This window comes from Pseudomonas sp. LS2P72, assembly GCF_054897865.1.
Genome location: NZ_CM142708.1, coordinates 404,812 through 430,316 on the forward strand (window position 1 = coordinate 404,812; position 25,505 = coordinate 430,316).

Sequence of the window (25,505 nt, forward strand, 5' to 3'; positions counted from 1 at the left end):
CTCGCTCCCACATTGGTTATGCGTCGTACCGCAATTGTGCGTACAACCGAATCCCCTGTGGGAGCGAGCCTGCTCGCGATGGCGGCATCACCGACGACGCATTACTTCCAAGGCTTCGGCTCACCAAACAACTGCCCCTGAACCCCATACAACCCCATCTCACGAATCACCATCAACTCCCCTTCCGTCTCGACCCGCTCGGCAATCAGCGGCAAATCGATGCTGTGCGCCGCACGCTGAATCGCCTCGATGAACAGGCGCTTGTCGCTCTCCTGATCAATCGCCCGGATGTAACTGCCGTCGATCTTCAGATACGCCAACCCAAGCCGCGCCAGGTTGCCGATCATGCTGAAGCGCCCGCCAAAGCGTTGCAGGCTCAGGGAGAACCCGAGTTCGTGCAGACGTCGCGTCAGTTCTTCCAGTATGGCTTGCTCCGGCAACTGCTCCTCACCGATTTCCAGGGTCAATCGCTCCCCGAGATCCGAATGCTGACGCAGGATGTCGAAGACTTTATTCAATGCCTGTGGATCGGCCAGCGTCGCTGAAGACAGGTTCAGCGCCAGCGACTCTGTATGGTCGGCCATCTGCTCAAGTACCCGCTCCAACATCAGCCGGTCCAACCGCGCGGTCCAGCCAAAGCGCTCGAGCCACGGCAGGAAGCGCCCGGCGGGAATGGTCTGGCCCTCGTCGTCGATCAAACGCGACAGCACCTTGTAATGCAGCACCAACTGCGTGTCCTGGGCGGCCACCACCGGCTGGAAATACAGCTCGAAACGCTGCTCGTTCAACGCCTGTTCCAGTAAGTTGTGCCAGGCATGATGGTCGTCGCCGACGCTGGCCGACGCGCTGTGATCCAGGCAAACCCAGCTCGAATCGCCCTGGGTTTCCGCCTGAGCCAACGCCTGATCGCCCAGCCCCAGCACCGCTTGCGGGGAGTCGCCATAAACAAACGGCGCCAGCCCGATCGAGGCCACCGAGGCCACGTCGGTGGCGCCCGTCGCGTGCAGGCTCGCCAAGCCACTGTCGAGGTTCTGCGCCAGTTGCAGCGCTTCTTCGCGCACCAGCCCCGGCGCCAGCACGGCGAACTCACCGCCGCGAATCCGCGTCACGAGGTTCAGGGTTTCCGGGTATTTGGCGCACTCTCGGGACAACTGCTCGCCCACCGCTTTCAACAACTGGTCAGTACGTTGACCGCCCAACCGCTGGTTCAACCCGGCCAGGTCCCTGACCCGCAATAGCAGCAAATAACCGGAACTCGCCTGCTCCGGATTGCTCACTCGGGCGTTCAGTTGCATTTCGAAATAACGACGGTTGGCCAGCCCCGTCAGGTTGTCCTGATAGGACTCGGCCCGCAGCTTTTCACTGCGCTCGGCCTGTTCCTGGAACAGTGCTTTAAGCTTCTCGACCATCTGATTCATGGCCTGCACCACGCGGCGCAGTTCCGGCGTGCGCGGCAGTTGCGGCAGGCTGAGGAATTCGCGACGAGCGATGGCGTGGGATTGCTTGACCATGTAATCCAGCGGTTTCAGTTGCCGGCGCAACAACAGCGCACCCAGCACCGCGCTCACCGCACCGCATATCAGCAACCAGCCAAGACTGCCCAGCGCGCTCTGCCAAAGTTTCGCCAACGCGAACATCGGATGGCTGACCACCTCGACCCGCGCCGCTTGCTCCCAGCCACGGCTGACAAGGGCATCACCACCGGCCGCTTCCAGCCCGATCATTTTGACGAACCAGTCCGGCACGTCGTTCACCGCGGGAATTCCGCTGCGCTCGACGATGGCCTGATCGGTCTTGAGGTCGACCACGCGGATGCTCGCGTAATAACCGCTGTCGAAGATCGAACTGACCAGCAACTCGACCATCGCCGGGTCGTCGATGTTCGGTGTCAGGGACAGCGCCAATGCGGTCGCGGCATCCTGGGCGTGGGAGCGCAACTGGTTGACGTATTGGGTGCGTGAGCTTTCCAGGCTGACCACGAAGCTACCGGTGAAGGCGATCACCAGGAACAGACAGATAGCGATCAACAGCTGTTTGAACAAGGACATCTGAGCGCGTGCTCCTAGTTAGTCGTCTCGACCGGGAAACCTTCGGCCTGCATTTTCTTCAACACATCCTGCCAACGAGACAGGCGTTTGGTGTCACCGACTTTCTTATTGCCCTTGGCGCCCGGCAACCACAACCCTTCGGCATTGAAAGAGTACACCGGCAGCAAATCGGTTCGTTGGCTGGCCGGTTTGATCGCATCGATCAGGCTGTCGAGTACCAGCGGCATGGCCTCGGGGCTTGAGTAGTAGGTCAATACCATGTGCGCCCGATTCAGGCGCAAGGCCTTGACGTAAGTGATGCGTAACTTGTCACTGGCGACGCCAAGATGACGCAGGCTGAAATACTTGGCGATCGCGTAATCTTCGCAATCGCCGGCGCCCTTCCACAGGGCCTCGATGGGTGTTTCCCAATAATCGACCTCGTGCCACAGGTCGACGTCTTCCTCGTAACGCATCTGTTTGTTGAAGAACTGATTGACCACTTTCAGCTGTTCCAGCTCGCCGACCTGCTTTTGCGTGACCAATAAGTGCTGCCAGGCATCAATGCGTGGCTGCCCTTCGCCCAATGGCCCGTACAATGCCTGCGCGCGACGGCTGATCAGCGAAAAATCCCAATCGGCATGCAGCCCGCCCAGCATAACGCCGGCCAGCAGCAACGCGCAGCACAGCCAGCGCAAAGTCCGAGGGATCGCGAAACATACCGCCAATGCGAGGCATCCAGGTCAGGCAGGTGGAAAGCGGTCGATGGTGCAGGTTAGCCCGGTAAAAGACAATGGCACGATGAGATCACTGCTGGCGCGCTAAACTTTGTATGGCAGGTGTCATTAAAAACATCGCGGCCACGTCAGGGCGACCTTTTGTCCGTTTGACAACCTGTCAGGCAGTCACTAGTGTCCCCTTGGATCCAAATTTATTTCAGTCAAACAGGGTGCGTAGTTGTGACACAGAAGCCCAATCCTCTGAACAGCATCAAGGTCAACGGGCCAATTCCCGCTCATCTGGCACGCTCGGTGATCGAAGAAACCCTGCGTTCGGCCATTCTCGACGGTCGCATACCCTGCGGCACCGCCCTGCGCCAGCAAGATTTGGCTGATCTTTTCGGTGTCAGCCGCATGCCGGTGCGCGAAGCCTTGCGCCAGCTCGAAGCTCAGGCGCTGCTCAACGTCATCGCCCATAAAGGGGCAGTGGTTGCACCGCTGGTTCAGGGCGATGCCGTGGAAACCTACTCGCTGCGGATCCTGCTGGAATCCGAAGCGCTACGCCTGTCGATCCCGTTACTGGTTAATGAGGATCTCGAACAGGCTGCCCGCTACATCGACGAACTGGAAACGCAAAACAACTACACCGAAATCGGCCGGCTCAATCGGCTTTTCCACATGGCGCTGTACTGCAAGGCGCCGAACCAACGGCTATTGAGGCTGGTGGAAGACGGACTGAACGAAGAGGAGCGTTTCCTGCGCTTCAACCTGGAAGCCATGGGCCTGGGCAAACTGTCCCAGGAAGACCACCGGGCGCTGTTGCTGGCCGTCGAAGACCGGGACGTCGAGCGCGCGGTGAAGTTGCTCGAACAACACCTCAACCGGGGCGTTGAGGTCATCACACGCTACCTCAACAGCCCCGAAGCGCGGAACAAGAAAACCTCTAAGTAAACCGCGCCGGCAAGCCTGAGCGAGCAGATCGAACTGCTCGTTCTCGCTTGCCGCGCGGCGCTGTGCCCCTCTCAAAAGCCCTGCCTTCGATTGACCCCTCTCAAACCAAGTAATGACTGCGAATCGATGACGCGCCGGTGATAGCGGCTGTCGTGATTTACGCTCACTCTTGGGCTGCCAACAAATAATGAACGGGCGACGCACCGCACGAGCGGAGCAGTCCCCGCACCAAGAACCTACGGAAGGAGTCTTGCCACGGGAAAGGAAGAACCGGCGTTGATCCCAGCCAACTTCCACCCCCTCAATTCACTTCAACGACTCAATTAGAAAGTTGCTTCGAGTGAGGCATTCACTCTTCATTTTAATTCTGACTTATATAAGCCGGAAGGAGTAACTACATCCAAATAAAACTCAAATTAAAAGTTTTATTGGAACTTGTCGCGCACAAGAAAGTTAAACTTTAAAATAAGTTAAAAATAACTTGCCCGACACTTTATTCATGTATTAGTTTTTCTCCGCCGCCTTGAATGCTGGCGCCAGACCGTCACTTAACGACGTATTGCAACTTACCCATATCAATTCGCTTGAGGCCTCTGCTCGCCAGCAGAAAGCGTTAACTAACGATCGCTTATTCATTCAAACCCAACGGTATATCCAATTCACTTATAGGCTCGCCCATGAAAACGACTAAAGACCGTCTCACCCAGAAGAAAGCAGAACTTAGTGCTCATCCGATCTTTTCTGAAATCAACTCAATGTCGGTATTGCAACGTTTCATGGAAACCCATGTGTTTGCGGTATGGGATTTCATGTCACTGACCAAACGCCTGCAACAGGAACTGACCTGCGTCCAGCTGCCCTGGCTGCCACCGCGAGATCCGCAGGCGGCGCGTTTGATCAACGAGATCGTGCTGGGTGAGGAGTCCGATGATCGTCCGGCTCACGGTCACTACAGCCATTTCGAGTTGTACCTGGATGCCATGCGCGAAGTTGGCGCCAGCACGGCGGTGGTCGAACGCTTCGTCGCGCTGCAAAAAGAAGGCGTGAGTTACGACGTGGCACTGCAAAGCGTGGACGTCGATCCGGCGGCAGCGCAGTTCGTGCGCAACACATTGCATACCGCGTTGCATGCGCCGGGGCACAGCGTTGCGGCGGCATTTCTGCATGGTCGCGAGAGCGTCATCCCGCAGATGTTCCAGCGAATCCTTGATGACTGGGGCATCGGCATCGAACAGGCGCCGACCTTCCGTTACTACCTCGAACGGCACATCGAAGTCGATTCCGAAGACCACGGCCCCGCCGCTGAAAAACTCCTTGCCCGACTGGTCAATGGCGATCCGCAACGCGAGGAAGACGTCTACGCCAGCGCCATCGCCGCCGTTGAAAGTCGCATCGCCTTGTGGGACGGCCTGCGCCTGAGCATGAGCGAACCTATGCCTGAGGTGAGCGCATGAACGCCGCTGACTACCAATCCTTCGCCGACGCCTGGGAAAGTCGCGCGACCATCCGCACCCGCCCCCGGCGCGTGCTGGAGAACGACGACAAACTGATCTATCCGTTGAGCCGCCAACCGTTGGTGCTGAGCGAAACCTTCCTGCGCGAATGCCCGGAGCAACGCGACTTTGCGCTGGTGCAGACGCTCTACAAATTCATCAATGACGTGGTGATTTTCGAAACCGAAATCGTCGACAAGACCGCCCGCAGCATCGCCAAGAATCGCTTCGCCGTGGCCTTTCCGTTCGCCTGCCGCTACGACGCCATGACCGTGGTGGTGGACGAGGATTACCACGCACTCGTGGCGATGGACTTCATGCAACAGACCGTCGCCATGACCGGCATCACGCCCATCGAACTGCCGGATGAAATCGAACTCAGCCGAGCCATTCCAGCGGCCGTGGCGCTCGCGCCGGAACACCTGCGCAGCGCCGTGGAATTGATCTGCGTGGCCATCGCCGAGAACACCGTGACCGGCGATGTCGCGGCGTTCGCCAAGGACGACACGGTCAAGCAGTCGATCAAGGGCCTGATGGCCGACCACCTGCTCGACGAAGGTCGCCACTCCGGATTCTGGGCGCGGCTGGTGCGCATCTACTGGCACACCGCGAGCGAAGACGACCGCCGCTGCATCGCGCACATCCTGCCGGTGTTCATCGGCCATTACCTGACCAACGACATCCAGAAGTCCTTCGACTTCCGGCTGATCGAATCCTTGCAGATCAGCGATGACGCACGCCGCGCACTCAAGAGCGAAGTGTCGGGGCTGGCCTTCCCGATCAATCGCCATCACCCGCTGGTCGCCAACATCGTGCGGTTTTTCCGCAGCAGTTCGCTGCTCGATTCGCCGTGCGTGCAAGACGCCCTCAGCGATTACCTGGTTTAACGAGGAGCCCATCATGAGACGTCTCGACATTCTGCTCATTGGACACAGCCAGGCCTTGACCGACCTGGCGCTGGAACTTGAACAACACGGTCATTCTCTGATGCGCCTGACAGCCGTCGACGAGCAGCCGTTGGGTAACGCTGATTTGCTGATCGACGACGCCAGCCTGCCTGTTCGAGACATCGGCGAAGCACCGCGACTGACGCTGCAACTGGGTATCGGCGTGCCTGGGGTTTCTGGCCTGCCGCCGCTGGACCTGTTGTGCACGTACGGTTCAACGCTGTTCACTCGCGTGCCGATCATCGATGAACCTTCGGGCAACGGTCAGGCATTGCGCCTGCAGGTTGTGGCGGAACTGGTCGAGCATGTGGCGCTGCTGGTCAGCCGTTTCTCTCGCGATGCCGACTATTTTTTGCTGGCCGAGCCTGCGGCTCCCGCTTGCTTCAAGCACGTGGAAAATCTGCTCTATTTGGAGAGCCTCGCGTTTTTCCATCGGCTCAACCTCACGGCGGCACCCGCGCTGCTGGCGCTCAGCCAAATCCCGATGATCGAGCGCCTTGAGCGGCGCTTCATCCAATGTGCCGAACGACCCGCGCTGAACATTGCCGGCACGTCCCTGAGCTATCGGCATTTGTACGCCCACAGCCGCGCCATCCAGCAGCGTTTGCAGCCATTGCTTGCTCAGCATCACGGGCCGTTGGTGATCGGGATCTGCCTGCCAAAATGCAGCGCATTGTATGCGGGGATTCTGGCGATTCTTGGCAGTGGCGCGGTGTACCTGCCGCTGGAACCGAGCCATCCCTTGCAACGTCAGCAGTACATTCTGGAAAACGCCGGAGCAGTGTTGTTGCTGCATGACGGTGAGCATCCACTCGCTGCCCATATGCCGGGACTCGACATCAGCCGCATCGACATCGGTGACGTGGATCTCGATCAACCCTTGATGCGCCAACGACCCGATCCAGAGGCGCCGTGCATGGCGCTCTACACCTCGGGCACCACCGGCCATCCCAAAGGCGTATTGCTCAGCCAGGCCAACCTCGCGCACTTCACCGCGTGGTATGCCGACTATGTGCAACTGACCGAACAGAGCCGGGTGCTGCAGTTTTCGTCGTTGAGTTTCGACTCATCGCTGATCGATATCTTCCCGACCCTGCTCCAGGGCGCCGAGCTGATCGTGCCCGGCGACGATCAGCGCCGCGATCCGTTGCAACTGGTCGAGCTGATCCGCCATCAACAACTGAGCCACGCCTTTTTGCCGCCGGCGTTGTTAAGCATCCTGCCGCTGGATCAATTGCAATGCCTCGATCACGTGATGACCGGCGGCGATGTCTGCGAACCCTATGTCATCGAGCAGCTCACCCGTCAGGGCAACCTCTACAACCTCTATGGACCGACCGAAGCGACGGTGTTGATCACCGCGCGGCAACTGCGCACCGGCGACAGCAACCGCACCCTCGGCGCGCCTATCGCCAACAGTCAGGTGCTGATTCTCGATGAGGATTTTCAACCAGTGGCCGAACAGACTGTCGGTGAGTTGTACATCGTCGGGCCTGGGGTGTGCCTGGGCTACCTGAACAACCCGCAGCAGACCGCCGAACGTTATCTGAACCTGAGCCTGCCGAGTGGCCAGAGCCTGCGCGCCTACCGCACCGGTGACATGGCGAAGTGGACCTGCGACGGCATTGAGCTGTGCGGGCGACGCGACAATCAGGTGAAGATTCGCGGCTTCCGGGTCGAGCCGGAAGAGATCGAACGCTGCCTGCGCGACAGTCAGTTGTACCGCCAGGTGGCAGTGGTTATCGACAGCCAGCGCCGGATTCTGGCTTTCCTCGCGCAGCCTCAGGAGGATCAACCCGGCACCGCTCGCGAAGCGCTGAAAGCTCACTCAATGCAGTTTCTGCCGGATTACATGCAGCCCACAGCATGGACCGAACTGCCGAGCATGCCGTTCGCCAGCAACGGCAAGGTCGATCGCAAGGCGCTGTTGGCGATGCCCGTGAATGTCTCCGAAAGCACGCTGCGACGCTTACCCGTCAGTGCCGATGAGGCGCTGTTGCTGGATATCTGGGCCGAGTTGCTGGAGCTTCCGGCCAGCGATATTTCCACCGATGAAAGCTTCTTCAATCTGGGCGGTCACTCGATCCTGCTGTCGCGCATGCTGTTGCGTTTGCGTGAGGAGTTCGGTCGCAGCATTTCGATCAACCGCTTCATCGAATTGCCGACCATCGCCAAGTTGGCGACCTTGGTGCGCGGCACCGGCACCGAAGAGGTATTGAGCGAAAAAGCCTTGGCCGATGCTTTCCGTGAGCTGGATATCCAGCCGTTGCCAATCAACCGCATGGGCGATGTACACAAGGTGATCGTCACCGGCGCCAACAGCTTTGTCGGCGTGCACATCGTCGAAGCGTTGCTCGCCTGGGGCGCCAGCGAAGTCGCCTGCCTGGTGCGCGATGGCGGTGGGCAATCGGCGGCCGAGCGGTTTGCCCATGCGTTGCGGGAAAACCGTCTGGAGCATCTGGACCTGAGTCGGGTGCGGGTTTATGCGGCGGACATCACGCGTCCGTCATTGGGGCTCGAAGCAGATGTTTACGAGCGACTGGATCGGCAGTTCGGCGCGTTGGTGCACAACGCCGCCAACGTCAATCACGTACTCGATTACGAGTCGCTGGCGCGGGACAACGTCGAGCCGATTTTCGAGTGCCTTCGGCTGTGCGAAGGACGCAGCAAAAAGATTTTCAACTTCGTCTCGACACTCTCGGCTTCCAGCACGATTGCCGCCGATGGCCGGGTACTGGAATTGCCCGCCGCGCAAACCCCGCCGATCTACATCAAGAACGGCTACAACCTGTCCAAATGGGTCGGTGAGCGGATCCTCGAACGCGCTCGCGAACGTGGCGTACGGGTCAATCTTTATCGCCCCGGCAACATCAGTTTCAACAGCCTCACCGGTGTCTGCCAGCCGCACAAGAATCGCTTGATGCTGATGCTCAAAGGTTCGATCCAGCTCGGTCAGGTACCGGAATTCGCGCTGAATTTCGACCTGATGCCGGTGGACTTTCTCGCTCGGTTCATCGCCTTCCATGCCAGCCGTTATTCATCCGAAAAAGCGGTGTTCAACCTGCACAACCCCGAGCCTCTGAGCTGGGACAACTACGTCGCGTCATTCCGTGAGGCGGGGCGGGAGTTTTCCATGGTCAGCGTCGCCGACTGGCAGCAGCAACTGGGCCGGGTCGACAGCGACAACGCGTTGTTCGGCGTGCTCGGTTTCTACCTCAACGGCTTCGAGGAAGACATCGGCGACATCTCAATGATCGGCCACGCCAACGCCCAGGCGGGCGTGCGGCAGATGGGCGCGCATTACCCGGAAAAATCCCCGGCACTGCTGCGGCGCGGCTGCGACTACCTGAAAGAAATCAACTTCATCTGATTCAACCCAACCCCAAGAATGGAGCAAGACCATGAGCACTCTGCAACCCGATACCCTGATCAAAAATCCTCAAGGCTGCCACGTGGTGTCCTCGGTGGAAGTGCCGGCCGATGCCAGGAAGGTCTGGGCAGTGGTCGGTAACTTTGCCGGCTTCGATCAATTCATTCCGGCGCTGTCGCACATCGAGATGACCGGCGAAGGCGTGTCATCCCTGCGCAAGAAATTCTTCAAGGACGGCAACCTGGTGGTCGAGCAACTCAACTCCCGGGATGACCAGGCGCTGAACATGACCTGGACCACGATTTACAACACCTTGGGCGTGGCCAATTTGTGGGCGGCGATGAGTGTCGAACCGCTGGGCGCGGGCAAATCCCGAGCGACCTGGACCATCATCGCCGAACCCGCGCAGGGCGGCGTGGAGGCGTTGCCGGGGTTCACGGATTTCGTTCAGGGCTTTGCCGATGACTCGATGAGCAATGTGCTGAAGCTGTTTGCGTAAGGCTTTGGTTCAGCGGTGACTAATCCACCGCTATCGCGAGCAGGCTCACTCCCACAGGGGTTTTCAGTCGCTCACAAATGTTGTGATCACAGAAAATCCCATGTGGGAGCGACGGTGCGACGATTCGACCTGCTCCCGATTGAACGATAACGCGGTCCAACTGACCGGAATCAGATTTTGAAGCTGTCGACCAACTGCTTCAACCGGTTCGCCTGCAGGGACAACGCATCGCAATCCTTCAACGTTTCATTGAGGTTGGCCACGCTCTGCTGGTTCAGCAGGTTGATCTGGTTAACGTCGACGTTGAGGGTTTCCACGACTGCCGTCTGCTCTTCGGTCGCCGCGGCCACCGACTGGTTCATGCCGTCGATTTCGCCGATGCGCTGGGTCACGCTGACCAGTCGCAGACCGGCCTGGTTCGCCACTTCGACGCTCTGTTCGCTGGAGACCTGACTGGCGTTCATGGTCGTCACCGCTTCACGAGAACCGATCTGCAGCGAGGTGATCATTTTGTGGATCTCCTCCGCCGATTCCTGAGTACGATGGGCGAGGTTACGCACCTCGTCCGCCACCACCGCAAAACCACGACCGGCTTCACCAGCACGGGCCGCTTCGATGGCCGCGTTGAGCGCGAGCAAGTTGGTCTGCTGGGAGATGCCTTTGATCACATCCAGAATGTGCCCGATGTTGTCGGTGCTGGCGTTCAGGGTTTCGATCTGCGTGCAGGACAGGCTGATTTTCTGCGACAACTCGGTCATCGCCAGAATGGTTTTCTCCACCACCTGACGACCGTCATCAGCCTGCTCGCTCGCGCCGCTGGCGTGCTGGGAAGCATCGGCGGCGTTGCGGGCGATTTCCTGGGTGGCGGCGCCCAACTGGTTGATCGCCGCGGCCACACTGTTGGTGCGGGCGCTTTGCTCGTCGGAACCGACGATCGAGGCGTTGGACGAAGCCATCACCCTCTGCGACAGGTCGTGAACCTGGCGGGTGGCCGACGACACTTCGGAAATCGACGCGTGAATTCGCTCCACGAACTGATTGAAAGAACCGCCCAGCTCACCGAACTCGTCTTTGCTTTCCACAGCCAGACGTCGGGTCAGGTCGCCCTCGCCTTGAGCGATGTCCTGCATCGCACGGCTCATGGTGGTCAGCGGGCGCATCAGCACGTTGATCAGCAGGCTCAGCAGCACGGCAATGGCCGTCACGGCGATGAACATCGCGATCAGCGCAGAAGTGCGGAACTGGCTGAGGGGTGCGTAGGCCTTGTCCTTGTCGATCGACAGACCGATGTACCACTCGGCATTCGGCAAACCACTGACCGGCGTGAACGAAAGGATACGGTCCTGCTTGTTCAGGGTGACTTCCTGATTGCCCTTCTCGATGCGCACACCGGCGTTCGGGTAGATGTCTTTCAGGTTTTTCATCACCTGGTCTTTGTCCGGGCTGACGATCACCTGACCGTCGGCGCTGACCAGGAATGCGTGGCCGATGCCACCGAAGTCCACCGAATTGATGATCTTCACCAGGGTTTCCAGGCTCAGGTCGCCGCCGACCACGCCGAGCAACTCGCCGTTCTTTTTCACCGGCAGGGCGATGGTCACCACCAGCCCGCCGACGGCAGCCATGTAAGGCGGGGTCAGCATGGTCTTGTCGGCAGCCACGGCCTGTTTGTACCAGGGACGCTGACGCGGATCGTAGCCATCAGGCATCTTCGCGTCCGGGCGCTGAGTGAATACACCGTTGGCCTGGCCCACGTAGGTGAACTGGAAGTTCGAGGTCAGGGCCGGTTGACTGACCAACCCAGGGAGGTCGGCATTGGCGCCTTGATGGGCGACGTTTTGCGCGAGGTTTTCCAGCACCAGCACGCGACCGCTCATCCAGTTCAGCACGCTGCTGGCGGTCAGATCGCCGGCCTGCTGGACGCTCGATTCAAGGTTTTGACGGATGGTGTTTCGCTGCAGATAGTCGTTGTACAAAGTGAACAACGCAAATGCCAGCACCACGACGCCGGAGGCGGCCAGAAGGATTTTATGACTGAATTTGAGATTCATTTCATGGGACTTCTTATGCAAAAAGTGGGGATGCGTTCCGGGTTGCAACATTCCATGTAACAGCGCAGGCAGGGCTCTGTGGCCGCTCTACTTTGGTGCACGCATGTCTCATCAGGCTGTCGGCACAAACCGGAGAAAACTTAGGCGTTTGTACGAAATGGTCGACATTCCTGTCAGATACCCGCCGAACGGTGTGCCAGAGCGCCTGCTCAGTCTTTGTGTGATGACGGTTATGTGCGTCTGCTGCACAGAACCGAACGCCTGCAACTCAAGGCTCCCCGCGCCTTTCTGCGAACGCCCGTGGGTCCTATGTGGCCTCATGTGCCAGTCTGAATTTCTGCTAGTTGGGCGAAGAACACAATGTCGCCGCGACGGTAAGCTACCAGTACTAATCCCTCGTCATTCCAACAAAGCAGCGCCTGAATCCGGGGGCTGGCTTTGTCGTCTCCGTGGGAACATACAACTGACGTTCCTGAGCGTTTAGCGAGCCCAGAACGACAAAACCCCTGTCTGCGTTAGCAGACAGGGGTTTCGGAATTTAATCTTGACGATGACCTACTCTCACATGGGGAAACCCCACACTACCATCGGCGATGCATCGTTTCACTGCTGAGTTCGGGATGGGATCAGGTGGTTCCAATGCTCTATGGTCGTCAAGAAATTCTGTGACCAGCCCGTTACAGCGTAACGTGCCAGCAAAATGGGTGACTTCTACTAAAACAAAACCCCTACCTGCATACGCAGATAGGGGTTTCGGAATTTAATCTTGACGATGACCTACTCTCACATGGGGAAACCCCACACTACCATCGGCGATGCATCGTTTCACTGCTGAGTTCGGGATGGGATCAGGTGGTTCCAATGCTCTATGGTCGTCAAGAAATTCGGGTACCGAGTCGTGGCCAGCTGGCCTCGCTTCAGCAAATCGGGTATGTGACAGCGGGTGTTTTGTGAATCTCTCGAACTTTCGGTCGTTTCGTCTTCACACACCGCAATCTGGCCTTTCGACGCAAATTGCTTGGGTGTTATATGGTCAAGCCTCACGGGCAATTAGTATTGGTTAGCTCAACGCCTCACAGCGCTTACACACCCAACCTATCAACGTCGTAGTCTTCGACGGCCCTTCAGGGGACTCAAGGTCCCAGTGAGATCTCATCTTGAGGCTAGTTTCCCGCTTAGATGCTTTCAGCGGTTATCTATTCCGAACATAGCTACCCGGCAATGCCACTGGCGTGACAACCGGAACACCAGAGGTTCGTCCACTCCGGTCCTCTCGTACTAGGAGCAGCCCCTCTCAAATCTCAAACGTCCACGGCAGATAGGGACCGAACTGTCTCACGACGTTCTAAACCCAGCTCGCGTACCACTTTAAATGGCGAACAGCCATACCCTTGGGACCGGCTTCAGCCCCAGGATGTGATGAGCCGACATCGAGGTGCCAAACACCGCCGTCGATATGAACTCTTGGGCGGTATCAGCCTGTTATCCCCGGAGTACCTTTTATCCGTTGAGCGATGGCCCTTCCATACAGAACCACCGGATCACTAAGACCTACTTTCGTACCTGCTCGACGTGTCTGTCTCGCAGTCAAGCGCGCTTTTGCCTTTATACTCTACGACCGATTTCCGACCGGTCTGAGCGCACCTTCGTACTCCTCCGTTACTCTTTAGGAGGAGACCGCCCCAGTCAAACTACCCACCATACACTGTCCTCGATCCGGATAACGGACCTGAGTTAGAACCTCAAAGTTGCCAGGGTGGTATTTCAAGGTTGGCTCCACGCGAACTGGCGTCCACGCTTCAAAGCCTCCCACCTATCCTACACAAGCAAATTCAAAGTCCAGTGCAAAGCTATAGTAAAGGTTCACGGGGTCTTTCCGTCTAGCCGCGGATACACTGCATCTTCACAGCGATTTCAATTTCACTGAGTCTCGGGTGGAGACAGCGCCGCCATCGTTACGCCATTCGTGCAGGTCGGAACTTACCCGACAAGGAATTTCGCTACCTTAGGACCGTTATAGTTACGGCCGCCGTTTACCGGGGCTTCGATCAAGAGCTTCGCGTTAGCTAACCCCATCAATTAACCTTCCGGCACCGGGCAGGCGTCACACCCTATACGTCCACTTTCGTGTTTGCAGAGTGCTGTGTTTTTAATAAACAGTCGCAGCGGCCTGGTATCTTCGACCGGCATGGGCTTACGCAGTAAATGCTTCACCCTCACCGGCGCACCTTCTCCCGAAGTTACGGTGCCATTTTGCCTAGTTCCTTCACCCGAGTTCTCTCAAGCGCCTTGGTATTCTCTACCCAACCACCTGTGTCGGTTTGGGGTACGGTTCCTGGTTACCTGAAGCTTAGAAGCTTTTCTTGGAAGCATGGCATCAACCACTTCGTCACCCAAAGGGTAACTCGTCATCAGCTCTCGGCCTTAGAATCCCGGATTTACCTAAGATTCCAGCCTACCACCTTAAACTTGGACAACCAACGCCAAGCTGGCCTAGCCTTCTCCGTCCCTCCATCGCAATAACCAGAAGTACAGGAATATTAACCTGTTTTCCATCGACTACGCTTTTCAGCCTCGCCTTAGGGACCGACTAACCCTGCGTCGATTAACGTTGCGCAGGAAACCTTGGTCTTTCGGCGTGGGTGTTTTTCACACCCATTGTCGTTACTCATGTCAGCATTCGCACTTCTGATACCTCCAGCAAGCTTCTCAACTCACCTTCACAGGCTTACAGAACGCTCCTCTACCGCATCACCTAAGTGATACCCGTAGCTTCGGTGTATGGTTTGAGCCCCGTTACATCTTCCGCGCAGGCCGACTCGACTAGTGAGCTATTACGCTTTCTTTAAAGGGTGGCTGCTTCTAAGCCAACCTCCTAGCTGTCTAAGCCTTCCCACATCGTTTCCCACTTAACCATAACTTTGGGACCTTAGCTGACGGTCTGGGTTGTTTCCCTTTTCACGACGGACGTTAGCACCCGCCGTGTGTCTCCCATGCTCGGCACTTGTAGGTATTCGGAGTTTGCATCGGTTTGGTAAGTCGGGATGACCCCCTAGCCGAAACAGTGCTCTACCCCCTACAGTGATACATGAGGCGCTACCTAAATAGCTTTCGAGGAGAACCAGCTATCTCCGAGCTTGATTAGCCTTTCACTCCGATCCACAGGTCATCCGCTAACTTTTCAACGGTAGTCGGTTCGGTCCTCCAGTTAGTGTTACCCAACCTTCAACCTGCCCATGGATAGATCGCCCGGTTTCGGGTCTATTCCCAGCGACTAGACGCCCTATTAAGACTCGCTTTCGCTACGCCTCCCCTATTCGGTTAAGCTCGCCACTGAAAATAAGTCGCTGACCCATTATACAAAAGGTACGCAGTCACCCAACAAAGTGGGCTCCCACTGCTTGTACGCATACGGTTTCAGGATCTATTTCACTCCCCTCTCCGGGGTTCTTTTCGCCTTTCCCTCACGGTACTAGTTCACTATCGGTCAGTCAGTAGTATTTAGCCTTGGAGGATGGTCCCCCCATATTCAGACAAAGTTTCTCGTGCTCCGTCCTACTCGATTTCATGACCAAGAGATTTTCGCGTACAGGGCTATCACCCACTATGGCCGCACTTTCCAGAGCGTTCCGCTAATCTCAAAGCCACTTAAGGGCTAGTCCCCGTTCGCTCGCCACTACTAAGGGAATCTCGGTTGATTTCTTTTCCTCAGGGTACTTAGATGTTTCAGTTCCCCTGGTTCGCCTCTTAAGCCTATGTATTCAGCTTAAGATAACCATCTTATGATGGCTGGGTTCCCCCATTCAGACATCTCCGGATCAAAGTCTGTTTGCCGACTCCCCGAAGCTTTTCGCAGGCTACCACGTCTTTCATCGCCTCTGACTGCCAAGGCATCCACCGTATGCGCTTCTTCACTTGACCATATAACCCCAAGCAATCTGGTTATACTGTGAAGACGACATTCGCCGAAAATTCGATTCTTGCTCATACAGAGCAACTCACAAATTTTACCTTAGCCTGATCCGTTACCAGTGAAAGTAACGTTCAGTCTATCTTTCTATCACATACCCAAATTTTTAAAGAACGATCTAGCCAAAGACTAGAAATCAACATTCACCATCATCACGATGGAATGCTCATTTCTAAGCTTTCAACAAACAGAAGCAGTAGTGGTGGAGCCAAACGGGATCGAACCGTTGACCTCCTGCGTGCAAGGCAGGCGCTCTCCCAGCTGAGCTATGGCCCCGTATTGCTACAGGTTCCCACACAAAATTGGTGGGTCTGGGCAGATTCGAACTGCCGACCTCACCCTTATCAGGGGTGCGCTCTAACCAACTGAGCTACAGACCCAATTTCGGGCTGCTTCTTTTATCGTCTTCTTCAATGAATCAAGCAATTCGTGTGGGAGCTTATGGAGCAGCTGATGTCGTCGATTAAGGAGGTGATCCAGCCGCAGGTTCCCCTACGGCTACCTTGTTACGACTTCACCCCAGTCATGAATCACACCGTGGTAACCGTCCTCCCGAAGGTTAGACTAGCTACTTCTGGTGCAACCCACTCCCATGGTGTGACGGGCGGTGTGTACAAGGCCCGGGAACGTATTCACCGCGACATTCTGATTCGCGATTACTAGCGATTCCGACTTCACGCAGTCGAGTTGCAGACTGCGATCCGGACTACGATCGGTTTTCTGGGATTAGCTCCACCTCGCGGCTTGGCAACCCTCTGTACCGACCATTGTAGCACGTGTGTAGCCCAGGCCGTAAGGGCCATGATGACTTGACGTCATCCCCACCTTCCTCCGGTTTGTCACCGGCAGTCTCCTTAGAGTGCCCACCATTACGTGCTGGTAACTAAGGACAAGGGTTGCGCTCGTTACGGGACTTAACCCAACATCTCACGACACGAGCTGACGACAGCCATGCAGCACCTGTCTCAATGTTCCCGAAGGCACTCCGCTATCTCTAGCAGATTCATTGGATGTCAAGGCCTGGTAAGGTTCTTCGCGTTGCTTCGAATTAAACCACATGCTCCACCGCTTGTGCGGGCCCCCGTCAATTCATTTGAGTTTTAACCTTGCGGCCGTACTCCCCAGGCGGTCAACTTAATGCGTTAGCTGCGCCACTAAGAGCTCAAGGCTCCCAACGGCTAGTTGACATCGTTTACGGCGTGGACTACCAGGGTATCTAATCCTGTTTGCTCCCCACGCTTTCGCACCTCAGTGTCAGTATCAGTCCAGGTGGTCGCCTTCGCCACTGGTGTTCCTTCCTATATCTACGCATTTCACCGCTACACAGGAAATTCCACCACCCTCTACCATACTCTAGCTTGTCAGTTTTGAATGCAGTTCCCAGGTTGAGCCCGGGGATTTCACATCCAACTTAACAAACCACCTACGCGCGCTTTACGCCCAGTAATTCCGATTAACGCTTGCACCCTCTGTATTACCGCGGCTGCTGGCACAGAGTTAGCCGGTGCTTATTCTGTCGGTAACGTCAAAACACTAACGTATTAGGTTAATGCCCTTCCTCCCAACTTAAAGTGCTTTACAATCCGAAGACCTTCTTCACACACGCGGCATGGCTGGATCAGGCTTTCGCCCATTGTCCAATATTCCCCACTGCTGCCTCCCGTAGGAGTCTGGACCGTGTCTCAGTTCCAGTGTGACTGATCATCCTCTCAGACCAGTTACGGATCGTCGCCTTGGTGAGCCATTACCTCACCAACTAGCTAATCCGACCTAGGCTCATCTGATAGCGCAAGGCCCGAAGGTCCCCTGCTTTCTCCCGTAGGACGTATGCGGTATTAGCGTCCGTTTCCGAGCGTTATCCCCCACTACCAGGCAGATTCCTAGGCATTACTCACCCGTCCGCCGCTCGCCACCAGGTACAAGTACCCGTGCTGCCGCTCGACTTGCATGTGTTAGGCCTGCCGCCAGCGTTCAATCTGAGCCATGATCAAACTCTTCAGTTCAAACATCTTTGGGTTTTTAAGAAACCCTAAACTTGGCTCAGCAATCGTTGGTTACATCTTTGATTTCTCGCGGAGTAACTTGTGATGCTGATAATCTTGTTGACTATCAGTCTGACCCCACAAGCACCCACACGAATTGCTTGATTCAGTTGTTAAAGAGCGGTTGGTTAAGATCTTTCGTCTCAACCGAGGCGCGCATTCTACAGCAGCCTCTGTTGCTGTCAAGCGGTTATTTTTCGAAGTTTTCAAAGTTTCCTTTGCAACTTCAACCACTTGCGCTTGCGATCTCTCGTTAGCGGGAGGCGAATTCTACAGCGTTACTCGCTGCTGTCAACACCTCTTTTGTTCCGCTTTCGACCGAGAAGATCGAATCATCAAAAGAGCCAAACAACCTCGCTCAATCAACTCCTTCTGGACTTCGATGACCTGAAGCAACTCGCTGTCGAAAACTGCGTAACTCATTGTTTACCAAGGAGTTTTCCGTTTCGACTGCGCCGGAAGTGGGGCGAATTATAGACTTCCAGCATTTGCCGTCAACCTTTAATTGCGCTTTTCTATCAATCAATTGCAGAACGCCGAAAACAGCCCGTTTCCTTTCTATATAGGAGAGTAAAACCACTCCCTCTATATAGAAGAAACCCTCAGAGCACCCCAGCCTCTTTGAATGCAGCCACAACGCCCGCATCCAGACCCAGCACCCGCTGCAGAACCTCCAGCGTATGCTCCCCTAATAGAGGAGGCGCATTGCGATACTCCACAGGAGTTTCGGACAGTCGAATCGGACTCGCCACCTGCGGCACCATCCCGGCCAGCACATGGGGCAGCTCGATCGCCAACCCGCGCGCCTTAACCTGAGGATCCGCAAACATCTGAGCCAGATCATTGATCGGCCCGCACGGCACACCTGCTTGCTCCAGCTGCAGCACCCACTCAGCAGTCGTCTTGAACACAGTCGCCTGGCGAATGAGCGGAATCAGCACCGCACGATTCGCCACCCGCAACTTGTTGGTCGCAAAACGTGGATCATCTGCCCACTGCGGCTGACCAGCCACTTCAGCAAACTTGCGGAACTGCCCGTCATTACCTACGGTTAGGATGAAGTCTCCATCCGCCGTAGGAAAGTCCTGATAAGGCACGATATTCGGATGAGCATTACCCAGGCGCTTCGGAGCATTGCCCGTAGTCAGGTAATTCATTGCCTGGTTAGCCAGACAAGCCACCTGAACATCCAGCAGCGCCATATCAATATGCTGACCGCCACCGTCATGCTCCCGATGCGCAAGCGCTGCCAGGATCGCCACGGTCGAATAGAGACCGGTCAAAATGTCCGTCAGCGCCACGCCGACTTTCACCGGCCCGGCACCCTCATCCCCTTCGGGCCGCCCCGTCAGACTCATCAGGCCGCCCAGCCCCTGGATCATGAAGTCATAACCCGCGCGCTTGGCGTAAGGACCAGTCTGGCCAAACCCGGTAATCGAGCAATAGATCAGATTCGGATTGATCGCCTTTAGAGACTCATAGTCCAAACCATATGCCGCCAGCCCACCGACCTTGAAATTCTCGATCAGGATGTCCGACTTCGCCGCCAGATCACGCACCAGCTTCTGCCCTTCAGGCCGGGTGAAGTCGATGGTGACCGATTGCTTGTTGCGATTGGCCGACAAATAATAGGCGGCCTCGCTGGTGTTCTCGCCATAAGCGTCTTTTAGGAAGGGAGGCCCCCAGGCGCGGGTGTCATCGCCATTACCGGGGCGCTCAACCTTGATCACTTCGGCGCCAAGGTCAGCAAGGATCTGCCCCGCCCAAGGCCCGGCCAGCACCCGCGATAAATCCAGTACCCGTAGATGCGAAAGCGCGCCCATGGCCGTTCTCCTATTAATAGAACGCCTGGATGCCAGTCTGCGCACGACCGAGGATCAGAGCGTGGACGTCATGCGTACCTTCGTAGGTATTCACCACTTCCAGGTTGACCAAGTGGCGAGCAACACCGAACTCATCGGAAATACCATTACCGCCCAGCATGTCACGCGCCATGCGAGCAATGTCCAGGGACTTGCCGCAGGAGTTGCGCTTCATCATCGAAGTGATCTCGACGGCCGCAGTACCTTCATCTTTCATACGACCCAGACGCAGGCAACCTTGCAGCGCCAGGGTGATTTCAGTCTGCATGTCGGCCAGCTTCTTCTGGATCAGCTGAGTGGCGGCCAATGGACGGCCGAACTGCTGGCGATCCAGGGTGTATTGGCGAGCGGTGTGCCAGCAAAATTCGGCCGCGCCCAGCGCGCCCCAGGAAATACCGTAACGTGCCGAGTTGAGGCAAGTAAAAGGGCCTTTCAAGCCACGGACATCCGGGAAGATGTTCTCTTCAGGGACAAACACGTTGTCCATGACGATTTCGCCGGTGATGGATGCACGCAGGCCAACCTTGCCGTGAATTGCAGGAGCACTCAGGCCTTTCCAGCCCTTCTCCAGAACGAAGCCACGGATGTCGCCGGCATCGTCCTTGCCCCAGACCACGAACACATCGGCGATCGGGCTGTTGGTGATCCACATCTTGTTGCCGGTCAGGCTGTAGCCGCCTTCGACTTTGCGTGCACGAGTAATCATCGCGCCCGGGTCGGAACCGTGGTTAGGCTCGGTCAGACCGAAACAACCAATCCACTCACCCGACGCCAGTTTCGGCAGGTACTTCTGCTTCTGGGCTTCGGTACCGAATTCATTGATCGGCACCATCACCAGCGAGGATTGCACGCTCATCATCGAGCGGTAGCCGGAGTCGACGCGCTCGACTTCACGGGCTATCAGGCCGTAACTGACGTAGTTCAGGCCGCTGCCACCATATTGCTCGGGGATGGTCGCGCCCAACAGGCCGATTTCACCCATCTCGCGGAAGATTGCCGGATCGGTCTTTTCATGGCGGAAAGCTTCGAGAACACGCGGTGCGAGCTTCTGCTGAGCGAATTGCTCAGCGGTGTCGCGAATCATGCGCTCTTCTTCGGTGAGCTGTTGATCCAGCAGCAGGGAATCGATCCAGTTGAAGCTAGCTTTGCCGCCCATGAGTGTGTCCTCTCGAATCGGGTCAAATAACGTGGGCTGATCCTAGGCCGGGTTCGGCGTTACGGCAAACGAGGATTTTGCATACTGTTGTGCTAATTTCTCACTCCGAAACATCGCAAAATAGCTTTTATGCGATGCATTAGTGAGGTTGACGTACATGCGCAGGAAAATCCCCAGCACAACGGCGCTGATCAGCTTTGAAGCGGCAGCTCGCCATGAAAGTTTTACCAAGGCAGCTCAGGAGCTTTCGCTCACTCAGGGCGCCATTTGCCGACAGATCGCCAGCCTTGAGGAGTTCCTCAGCGTAGAACTGTTCCGACGCTCGCGACGTGGGGTCAAGCTGACGGAGGCCGGCCTTTCCTACAGCCGCCGGGTGGCCACCCAACTTGATGCGGTTGAGCGCGACACCTTGTCAGTGATGGGTCAGCAAGGCGCCAACGTGATTGAGCTGGCGGTGGTTCCAACCTTCGGCACTCAATGGCTGTTGCCACGACTCAAGGACTTCCAGCAAAAACACCCGGAAGTGACGGTCAACCTCACCAACCGAACGCGCCCCTTCCTGTTTGCCGACACCGATTTCGATGCCGCGATCTATTTTGGCGACGCGGACTGGTCGGGTACCGAATCCCACAGGCTGATGGGCGAAAATCCGATGCCGGTGTGCAGCCCCAACCTCATGGGGAAAAAGACAAACCTGTCTCCCGGCGACATCGCCGAATTGCCCCTGTTGCAGCAAACCACCCGCCCTTATGCATGGCGTCAGTGGTTCAACTCCCAAAACCTTAATATCCCTCGCGACATGACAGGGCCGCGCTACGAGCTATTCTCCATGCTTGCCCAAGCGGCCATGCACGATATGGGAATCGCGCTGATTCCACCGTTCCTGATTCAACGTGAACTGGCCGAGAAGCGCCTGGTCATTGCCAACGCCCAAGCGTTATCAAGCATCAAGGCGTATTACTTGATGATTCCCGAGCGAAAGGTCGAATCGGCCTCTTTAAGGGCATTTCGCGATTGGTTGATCAATCAGGCACAGAGCTACAGCCTAGAAGGATAAAGGCTTTGCGCCATTAGCTGACCACGTAGTCAGCAAAACAAAAGCACTACAGATATAAGTATTTGTCGCATATTCGAATACTGTACCGGCAAGCAGTACAAACGTCCCACAAGGGCCTGAAAACGTGGCCTTGAGCCTCTATTGCGGAGCAATAACGACTCATTCACCTGACCGATGCGTAAATTCTTCAATTTTTACAAGAATCCTTACAAGGCACGGCCTGCAAGGGATTGAACCGGTCAGTTGCGACATTCGGTCACGGGGTGACTTGTAGTTAATTTTCCGTCACCCGTCATAAACCCTTGAAGGGCACTAAGTTCGCCTGCAAAATGCCGCGCCCCGCCCTGATTTGGCGGGATCGTGCTGATCGGCCGCCCCCAGCCGCACCATCCGAAGTGCCTGGGTTTACTCAATAAGATCACGCAGGAGATTTGACGTGCACATTGGTGTTCCTCTCGAAACCCAGACCGGTGAAACACGGGTTGCTGCAACCCCGGAAACCATCAAGAAGCTGATCGGCCAGGGTCATAAGGTCACTGTGCAAAGCGGCGCCGGCATTAATGCCAGCGTTGTCGACAGTGCCTATGAAGCGGCAGGCGCAATAATTGGCAGCGCCAACGATGCGTTGGGTGCCGAGCTGATTCTCAAGGTGGTCGCCCCCAGCGACAGCGAACTGACGCTGATTAAAAGCGGCACCGTTGTGGTGGGCATGCTCAACCCGTTCAGCAATGAAACCATTGCCAAGCTGGCTGAGTGCGGCATTACCGCTTTCGCACTGGAGGCCGCACCACGCACCTCCCGCGCTCAGAGCCTGGATGTGCTGTCCTCCCAAGCCAACATCGCCGGCTATAAAGCCGTGTTGCTGGCCGCTCACCACTATCCTCGCTTCATCCCGATGTTGATGACCGCGGCGGGTACCGTGAAAGCGGCGCGCGTGCTGATTCTCGGCGCGGGTGTAGCCGGTTTGCAGGCCATCGCCACGGCGAAACGTCTGGGTGCGGTGATCGAAGCCTCTGACGTGCGTCCTGCGGTGAAGGAGCAGATCGAATCCCTCGGCGCCAAGTTCGTCGACGTACCTTACGAAACCGATGAAGAGCGCGAATGCGCCGTTGGTGTCGGCGGTTACGCCCGCCCGATGCCGGCCAGCTGGATGCAGCGTCAGGCTGCGGCCGTGCACGAGCGCGCCAAGCAGGCTGACATCGTGATCACCACCGCACTGATCCCGGGCCGCAAGGCGCCGACGCTGTTGAGCGCGGAAACCGTGGCGCAGATGAAGCCGGGCTCGGTGGTCATCGACCTCGCGGCAGCCCAGGGCGGCAACTGCCCGCTGACTGTGGCCGATCAGGTGGTGGTCGAGAATGGCGTGATCATTTGCGGCCCGACCAACCTGGCCGGCGCCGTCGCGGCAGACGCTTCGGCCCTGTACGCGCGCAACTTGCTGGACTTCCTGAAGCTGGTCTTCAACAAGGAAGGCCAGTTCGAGATCAACCTCGAAGACGACATCGTCGCCGCGTGCCTGATGTGCCGCGACGGCCAAGTCATCCGCAAAAACGCCTAAGCAGGGATTCAGACGATGGAAGAGCTTATCTCCCCCGGTATCTACAACCTGATCATCTTCGTGCTGGCGATTTATGTCGGTTATCACGTGGTCTGGAACGTTACACCTGCGCTGCACACGCCTTTGATGGCGGTGACCAACGCGATCTCGGCGATCGTGATCGTCGGCGCCATGCTGGCCGCGGCGTTGACCGTCACACCTCTGGGCAAAACCATGGGCACCCTGGCGGTGGCTCTGGCAGCGGTGAACGTATTTGGTGGCTTCCTGGTTACCCGCAGGATGCTTGAGATGTTCAAGAAAAAAGCCCCGAAAGCAATAAAAGAAGAGGCGCCTAAGTAATGAGCATGAATCTCGTCACGACGCTCTACTTGATCGCGTCGATCTGTTTCATCCAGGCCCTCAAAGGCCTGTCGCACCCGACCACGTCGCGGCGCGGCAACCTGTTCGGCATGCTTGGCATGGCGCTGGCCATCCTGACCACCGTGGGCCTCATCTATAAGCTCGGCGCAGAGCTTGCCACCGCCGGGATCGGCTACGTGATCGTCGGCTTGCTGGTCGGCGGCACGGCCGGTTCGATCATGGCCAAACGCGTTGAAATGACCAAGATGCCGGAACTGGTCGCCTTCATGCACAGCATGATCGGTCTGGCCGCGGTGTTTATTGCGATTGCTGCTGTTGTTGAGCCGCAGTCGCTGGGCATCGTCAAGCAACTGGGTGATTCGATTCCGGCCGGTAACCGCATGGAGCTGTTCCTTGGCGCAGCGATTGGTGCCATCACCTTCTCCGGTTCGGTGATCGCCTTCGGCAAGCTGTCGGGCAAGTACAAGTTCCGTCTGTTTCAGGGCGCACCGGTACAGTTCAGCGGTCAACACAAGTTGAACCTGGTGTTGGGCCTGGCGACGCTCGGCCTGGGCATCACTTTCATGCTGACCGGCAACCTCGGCGCCTTCGCCCTGATGCTGGCCCTGGCCTTCGTGATGGGCGTGCTGATCATCATCCCGATCGGCGGTGCCGATATGCCGGTGGTGGTGTCGATGCTCAACAGCTATTCCGGTTGGGCAGCCGCGGGTATCGGCTTCTCGCTGAACAACTCGATGCTGATCATCGCCGGTTCGCTGGTGGGCTCGTCCGGTGCAATCCTCTCGTACATCATGTGCAAAGCGATGAACCGCTCGTTCTTCAACGTCCTGCTCGGCGGTTTCGGCGGTGCAACGGAAGCCGCAGGCCCCGCTGGCGCCAAGGAAGCGCGTCCGGTGAAGTCCGGCTCGTCCGATGACGCCGCGTTCCTGCTGACCAACGCCGACACCGTGATCATCGTGCCGGGCTATGGCCTGGCGGTGGCACGGGCCCAGCACTCGCTGATGGAACTGGCGGAGAAGCTGACTCACCGTGGTGTCACGGTGAAGTTTGCGATCCACCCGGTCGCCGGGCGGATGCCTGGCCACATGAACGTCCTGCTGGCCGAGGCCGAAGTGCCTTACGAGCAAGTGTTCGAGATGGAAGACATCAACTCCGAGTTCGGTCAGACCGACGTGGTGCTGGTACTTGGCGCCAACGATGTGGTCAACCCGGCGGCGAAGAACGATCCGAAATCGCCGATTGCCGGCATGCCGATCCTCGAGGCTTACAAAGCCAAGACCGTGATCGTCAACAAGCGCTCGATGGCCAGCGGCTATGCCGGCCTGGACAACGAACTGTTCTACCTCGACAAAACCATGATGGTCTTCGGCGACGCGAAGAAGGTCATCGAAGACATGGTCAAAGCCGTCGAGTAAAACCTGCTCCAGCGCAATACTCAAAACC

Annotated in this window: 14 protein-coding genes, 2 tRNA genes, 4 rRNA genes and 1 pseudogene; 10 read left to right on the forward strand and 11 right to left on the reverse strand. The window is 57.1% G+C overall.

The features are described from left to right. Window positions 1-101: 101 nt before the first annotated feature. On the reverse strand, window positions 102-2,048 hold the full coding sequence (gene lapD / locus ACYZUA_RS01755) for a cyclic di-GMP receptor LapD (protein ID WP_461961845.1): 1,947 nt from the start codon (window positions 2,046-2,048) through the stop codon (window positions 102-104). A 14-nt stretch (window positions 2,049-2,062) separates the two neighbouring features. Beyond that, entirely contained in the window at window positions 2,063-2,755 is a 693-nt protein-coding gene (lapG, locus tag ACYZUA_RS01760) for a cysteine protease LapG (protein ID WP_461961846.1), read from the reverse strand. 231 nt (window positions 2,756-2,986) lie between these two features. Between lapG and ACYZUA_RS01765 the strand changes: the two genes are divergently transcribed. The 5 genes from ACYZUA_RS01765 to ACYZUA_RS01785 all read left to right on the forward strand — a co-directional run bounded on the left by ACYZUA_RS01765 (window position 2,987) and on the right by ACYZUA_RS01785 (window position 10,006). Further along, window positions 2,987-3,697 (forward strand): GntR family transcriptional regulator, encoded by a 711-nt coding sequence (locus ACYZUA_RS01765; RefSeq protein WP_461961847.1) that lies wholly within the window; start codon window positions 2,987-2,989, stop codon window positions 3,695-3,697. Window positions 3,698-4,374: 677 nt separating this feature from the next. Continuing rightward, on the forward strand, window positions 4,375-5,151 hold the full coding sequence (locus ACYZUA_RS01770) for a DUF3050 domain-containing protein (RefSeq protein ID WP_461961848.1): 777 nt from the start codon (window positions 4,375-4,377) through the stop codon (window positions 5,149-5,151). Next, complete coding sequence (locus ACYZUA_RS01775; protein WP_461961849.1) at window positions 5,148-6,077, forward strand: diiron oxygenase; 930 nt, start codon at window positions 5,148-5,150, stop codon at window positions 6,075-6,077. Before ACYZUA_RS01770 ends, ACYZUA_RS01775 begins: the two co-directional genes overlap by 4 nt. Window positions 6,078-6,090: 13 nt before the next feature. Beyond that, the gene (locus ACYZUA_RS01780; RefSeq protein WP_461961850.1) at window positions 6,091-9,507 is read left to right on the forward strand and encodes an amino acid adenylation domain-containing protein; all 3,417 of its coding nucleotides are present in this window, start codon (window positions 6,091-6,093) and stop codon (window positions 9,505-9,507) included. Between the two features lie 31 nt (window positions 9,508-9,538). After that, window positions 9,539-10,006: an SRPBCC family protein gene (locus ACYZUA_RS01785; protein ID WP_461961851.1), complete on the forward strand. Its 468-nt coding sequence runs from the start codon at window positions 9,539-9,541 to the stop codon at window positions 10,004-10,006. Window positions 10,007-10,176: 170 nt separating this feature from the next. Here ACYZUA_RS01785 and ACYZUA_RS01790 read toward each other — a convergent pair whose 3' ends face one another. Then, window positions 10,177-12,057 carry a methyl-accepting chemotaxis protein gene (locus ACYZUA_RS01790; RefSeq protein WP_461961852.1) on the reverse strand — a complete coding sequence of 627 codons (1,881 nt, stop codon included), beginning with the start codon at window positions 12,055-12,057 and terminating at the stop codon, window positions 10,177-10,179. Between the two features lie 225 nt (window positions 12,058-12,282). Between ACYZUA_RS01790 and ACYZUA_RS01795 the strand changes: the two are divergent. After that, window positions 12,283-12,354: pseudogene (locus ACYZUA_RS01795) on the forward strand (sigma-70 family RNA polymerase sigma factor); the annotation flags it as partial. 245 nt (window positions 12,355-12,599) lie between these two features. On the opposite strand, the gene rrf (ACYZUA_RS01800) reads toward ACYZUA_RS01795, so the two are convergent. From rrf (ACYZUA_RS01800) to ACYZUA_RS01835, 8 genes are all read right to left on the reverse strand, one after another. Beyond that, a 5S ribosomal RNA gene (rrf, locus tag ACYZUA_RS01800) occupies window positions 12,600-12,715 on the reverse strand. A gap of 106 nt (window positions 12,716-12,821) precedes the next feature. Continuing rightward, a 5S ribosomal RNA gene (gene rrf, locus ACYZUA_RS01805) occupies window positions 12,822-12,937 on the reverse strand. Window positions 12,938-13,086: 149 nt separating this feature from the next. After that, window positions 13,087-15,978 (reverse strand): 23S ribosomal RNA (locus ACYZUA_RS01810). Between the two features lie 249 nt (window positions 15,979-16,227). Beyond that, window positions 16,228-16,303 (reverse strand) — tRNA-Ala (locus ACYZUA_RS01815). A gap of 27 nt (window positions 16,304-16,330) precedes the next feature. Then, window positions 16,331-16,407: transfer RNA gene (locus ACYZUA_RS01820), tRNA-Ile, on the reverse strand. Window positions 16,408-16,491: 84 nt separating this feature from the next. Then, window positions 16,492-18,030: ribosomal RNA gene (locus ACYZUA_RS01825) — 16S ribosomal RNA — on the reverse strand. Together the 16S, 23S and 5S rRNA genes with 2 tRNA genes alongside form the textbook arrangement of a ribosomal RNA operon. A gap of 641 nt (window positions 18,031-18,671) precedes the next feature. Further along, window positions 18,672-19,892 (reverse strand): CaiB/BaiF CoA transferase family protein, encoded by a 1,221-nt coding sequence (locus tag ACYZUA_RS01830; RefSeq protein ID WP_461961853.1) that lies wholly within the window; start codon window positions 19,890-19,892, stop codon window positions 18,672-18,674. A gap of 13 nt (window positions 19,893-19,905) precedes the next feature. After that, complete coding sequence (locus tag ACYZUA_RS01835; protein ID WP_461961854.1) at window positions 19,906-21,087, reverse strand: acyl-CoA dehydrogenase; 1,182 nt, start codon at window positions 21,085-21,087, stop codon at window positions 19,906-19,908. Window positions 21,088-21,244: 157 nt separating this feature from the next. Here ACYZUA_RS01835 and ACYZUA_RS01840 point away from each other — a divergent pair, with 157 nt between their 5' ends. The 4 genes from ACYZUA_RS01840 to ACYZUA_RS01855 all read left to right on the forward strand — a co-directional run bounded on the left by ACYZUA_RS01840 (window position 21,245) and on the right by ACYZUA_RS01855 (window position 25,477). Then, window positions 21,245-22,144, forward strand: coding sequence for a LysR family transcriptional regulator (locus ACYZUA_RS01840; RefSeq protein ID WP_461961855.1), 900 nt, complete (start codon window positions 21,245-21,247; stop codon window positions 22,142-22,144). 436 nt (window positions 22,145-22,580) lie between these two features. Further along, window positions 22,581-23,702: a Re/Si-specific NAD(P)(+) transhydrogenase subunit alpha gene (locus ACYZUA_RS01845; RefSeq protein WP_461961856.1), complete on the forward strand. Its 1,122-nt coding sequence runs from the start codon at window positions 22,581-22,583 to the stop codon at window positions 23,700-23,702. A 15-nt stretch (window positions 23,703-23,717) separates the two neighbouring features. Beyond that, window positions 23,718-24,041 carry an NAD(P) transhydrogenase subunit alpha part 2 gene (locus tag ACYZUA_RS01850; protein ID WP_165888010.1) on the forward strand — a complete coding sequence of 108 codons (324 nt, stop codon included), beginning with the start codon at window positions 23,718-23,720 and terminating at the stop codon, window positions 24,039-24,041. Further along, window positions 24,041-25,477 carry an NAD(P)(+) transhydrogenase (Re/Si-specific) subunit beta gene (locus tag ACYZUA_RS01855; protein ID WP_461961857.1) on the forward strand — a complete coding sequence of 479 codons (1,437 nt, stop codon included), beginning with the start codon at window positions 24,041-24,043 and terminating at the stop codon, window positions 25,475-25,477. Before ACYZUA_RS01850 ends, ACYZUA_RS01855 begins: the two co-directional genes overlap by 1 nt. The last annotated feature ends 28 nt before the right edge of the window (window positions 25,478-25,505 follow it).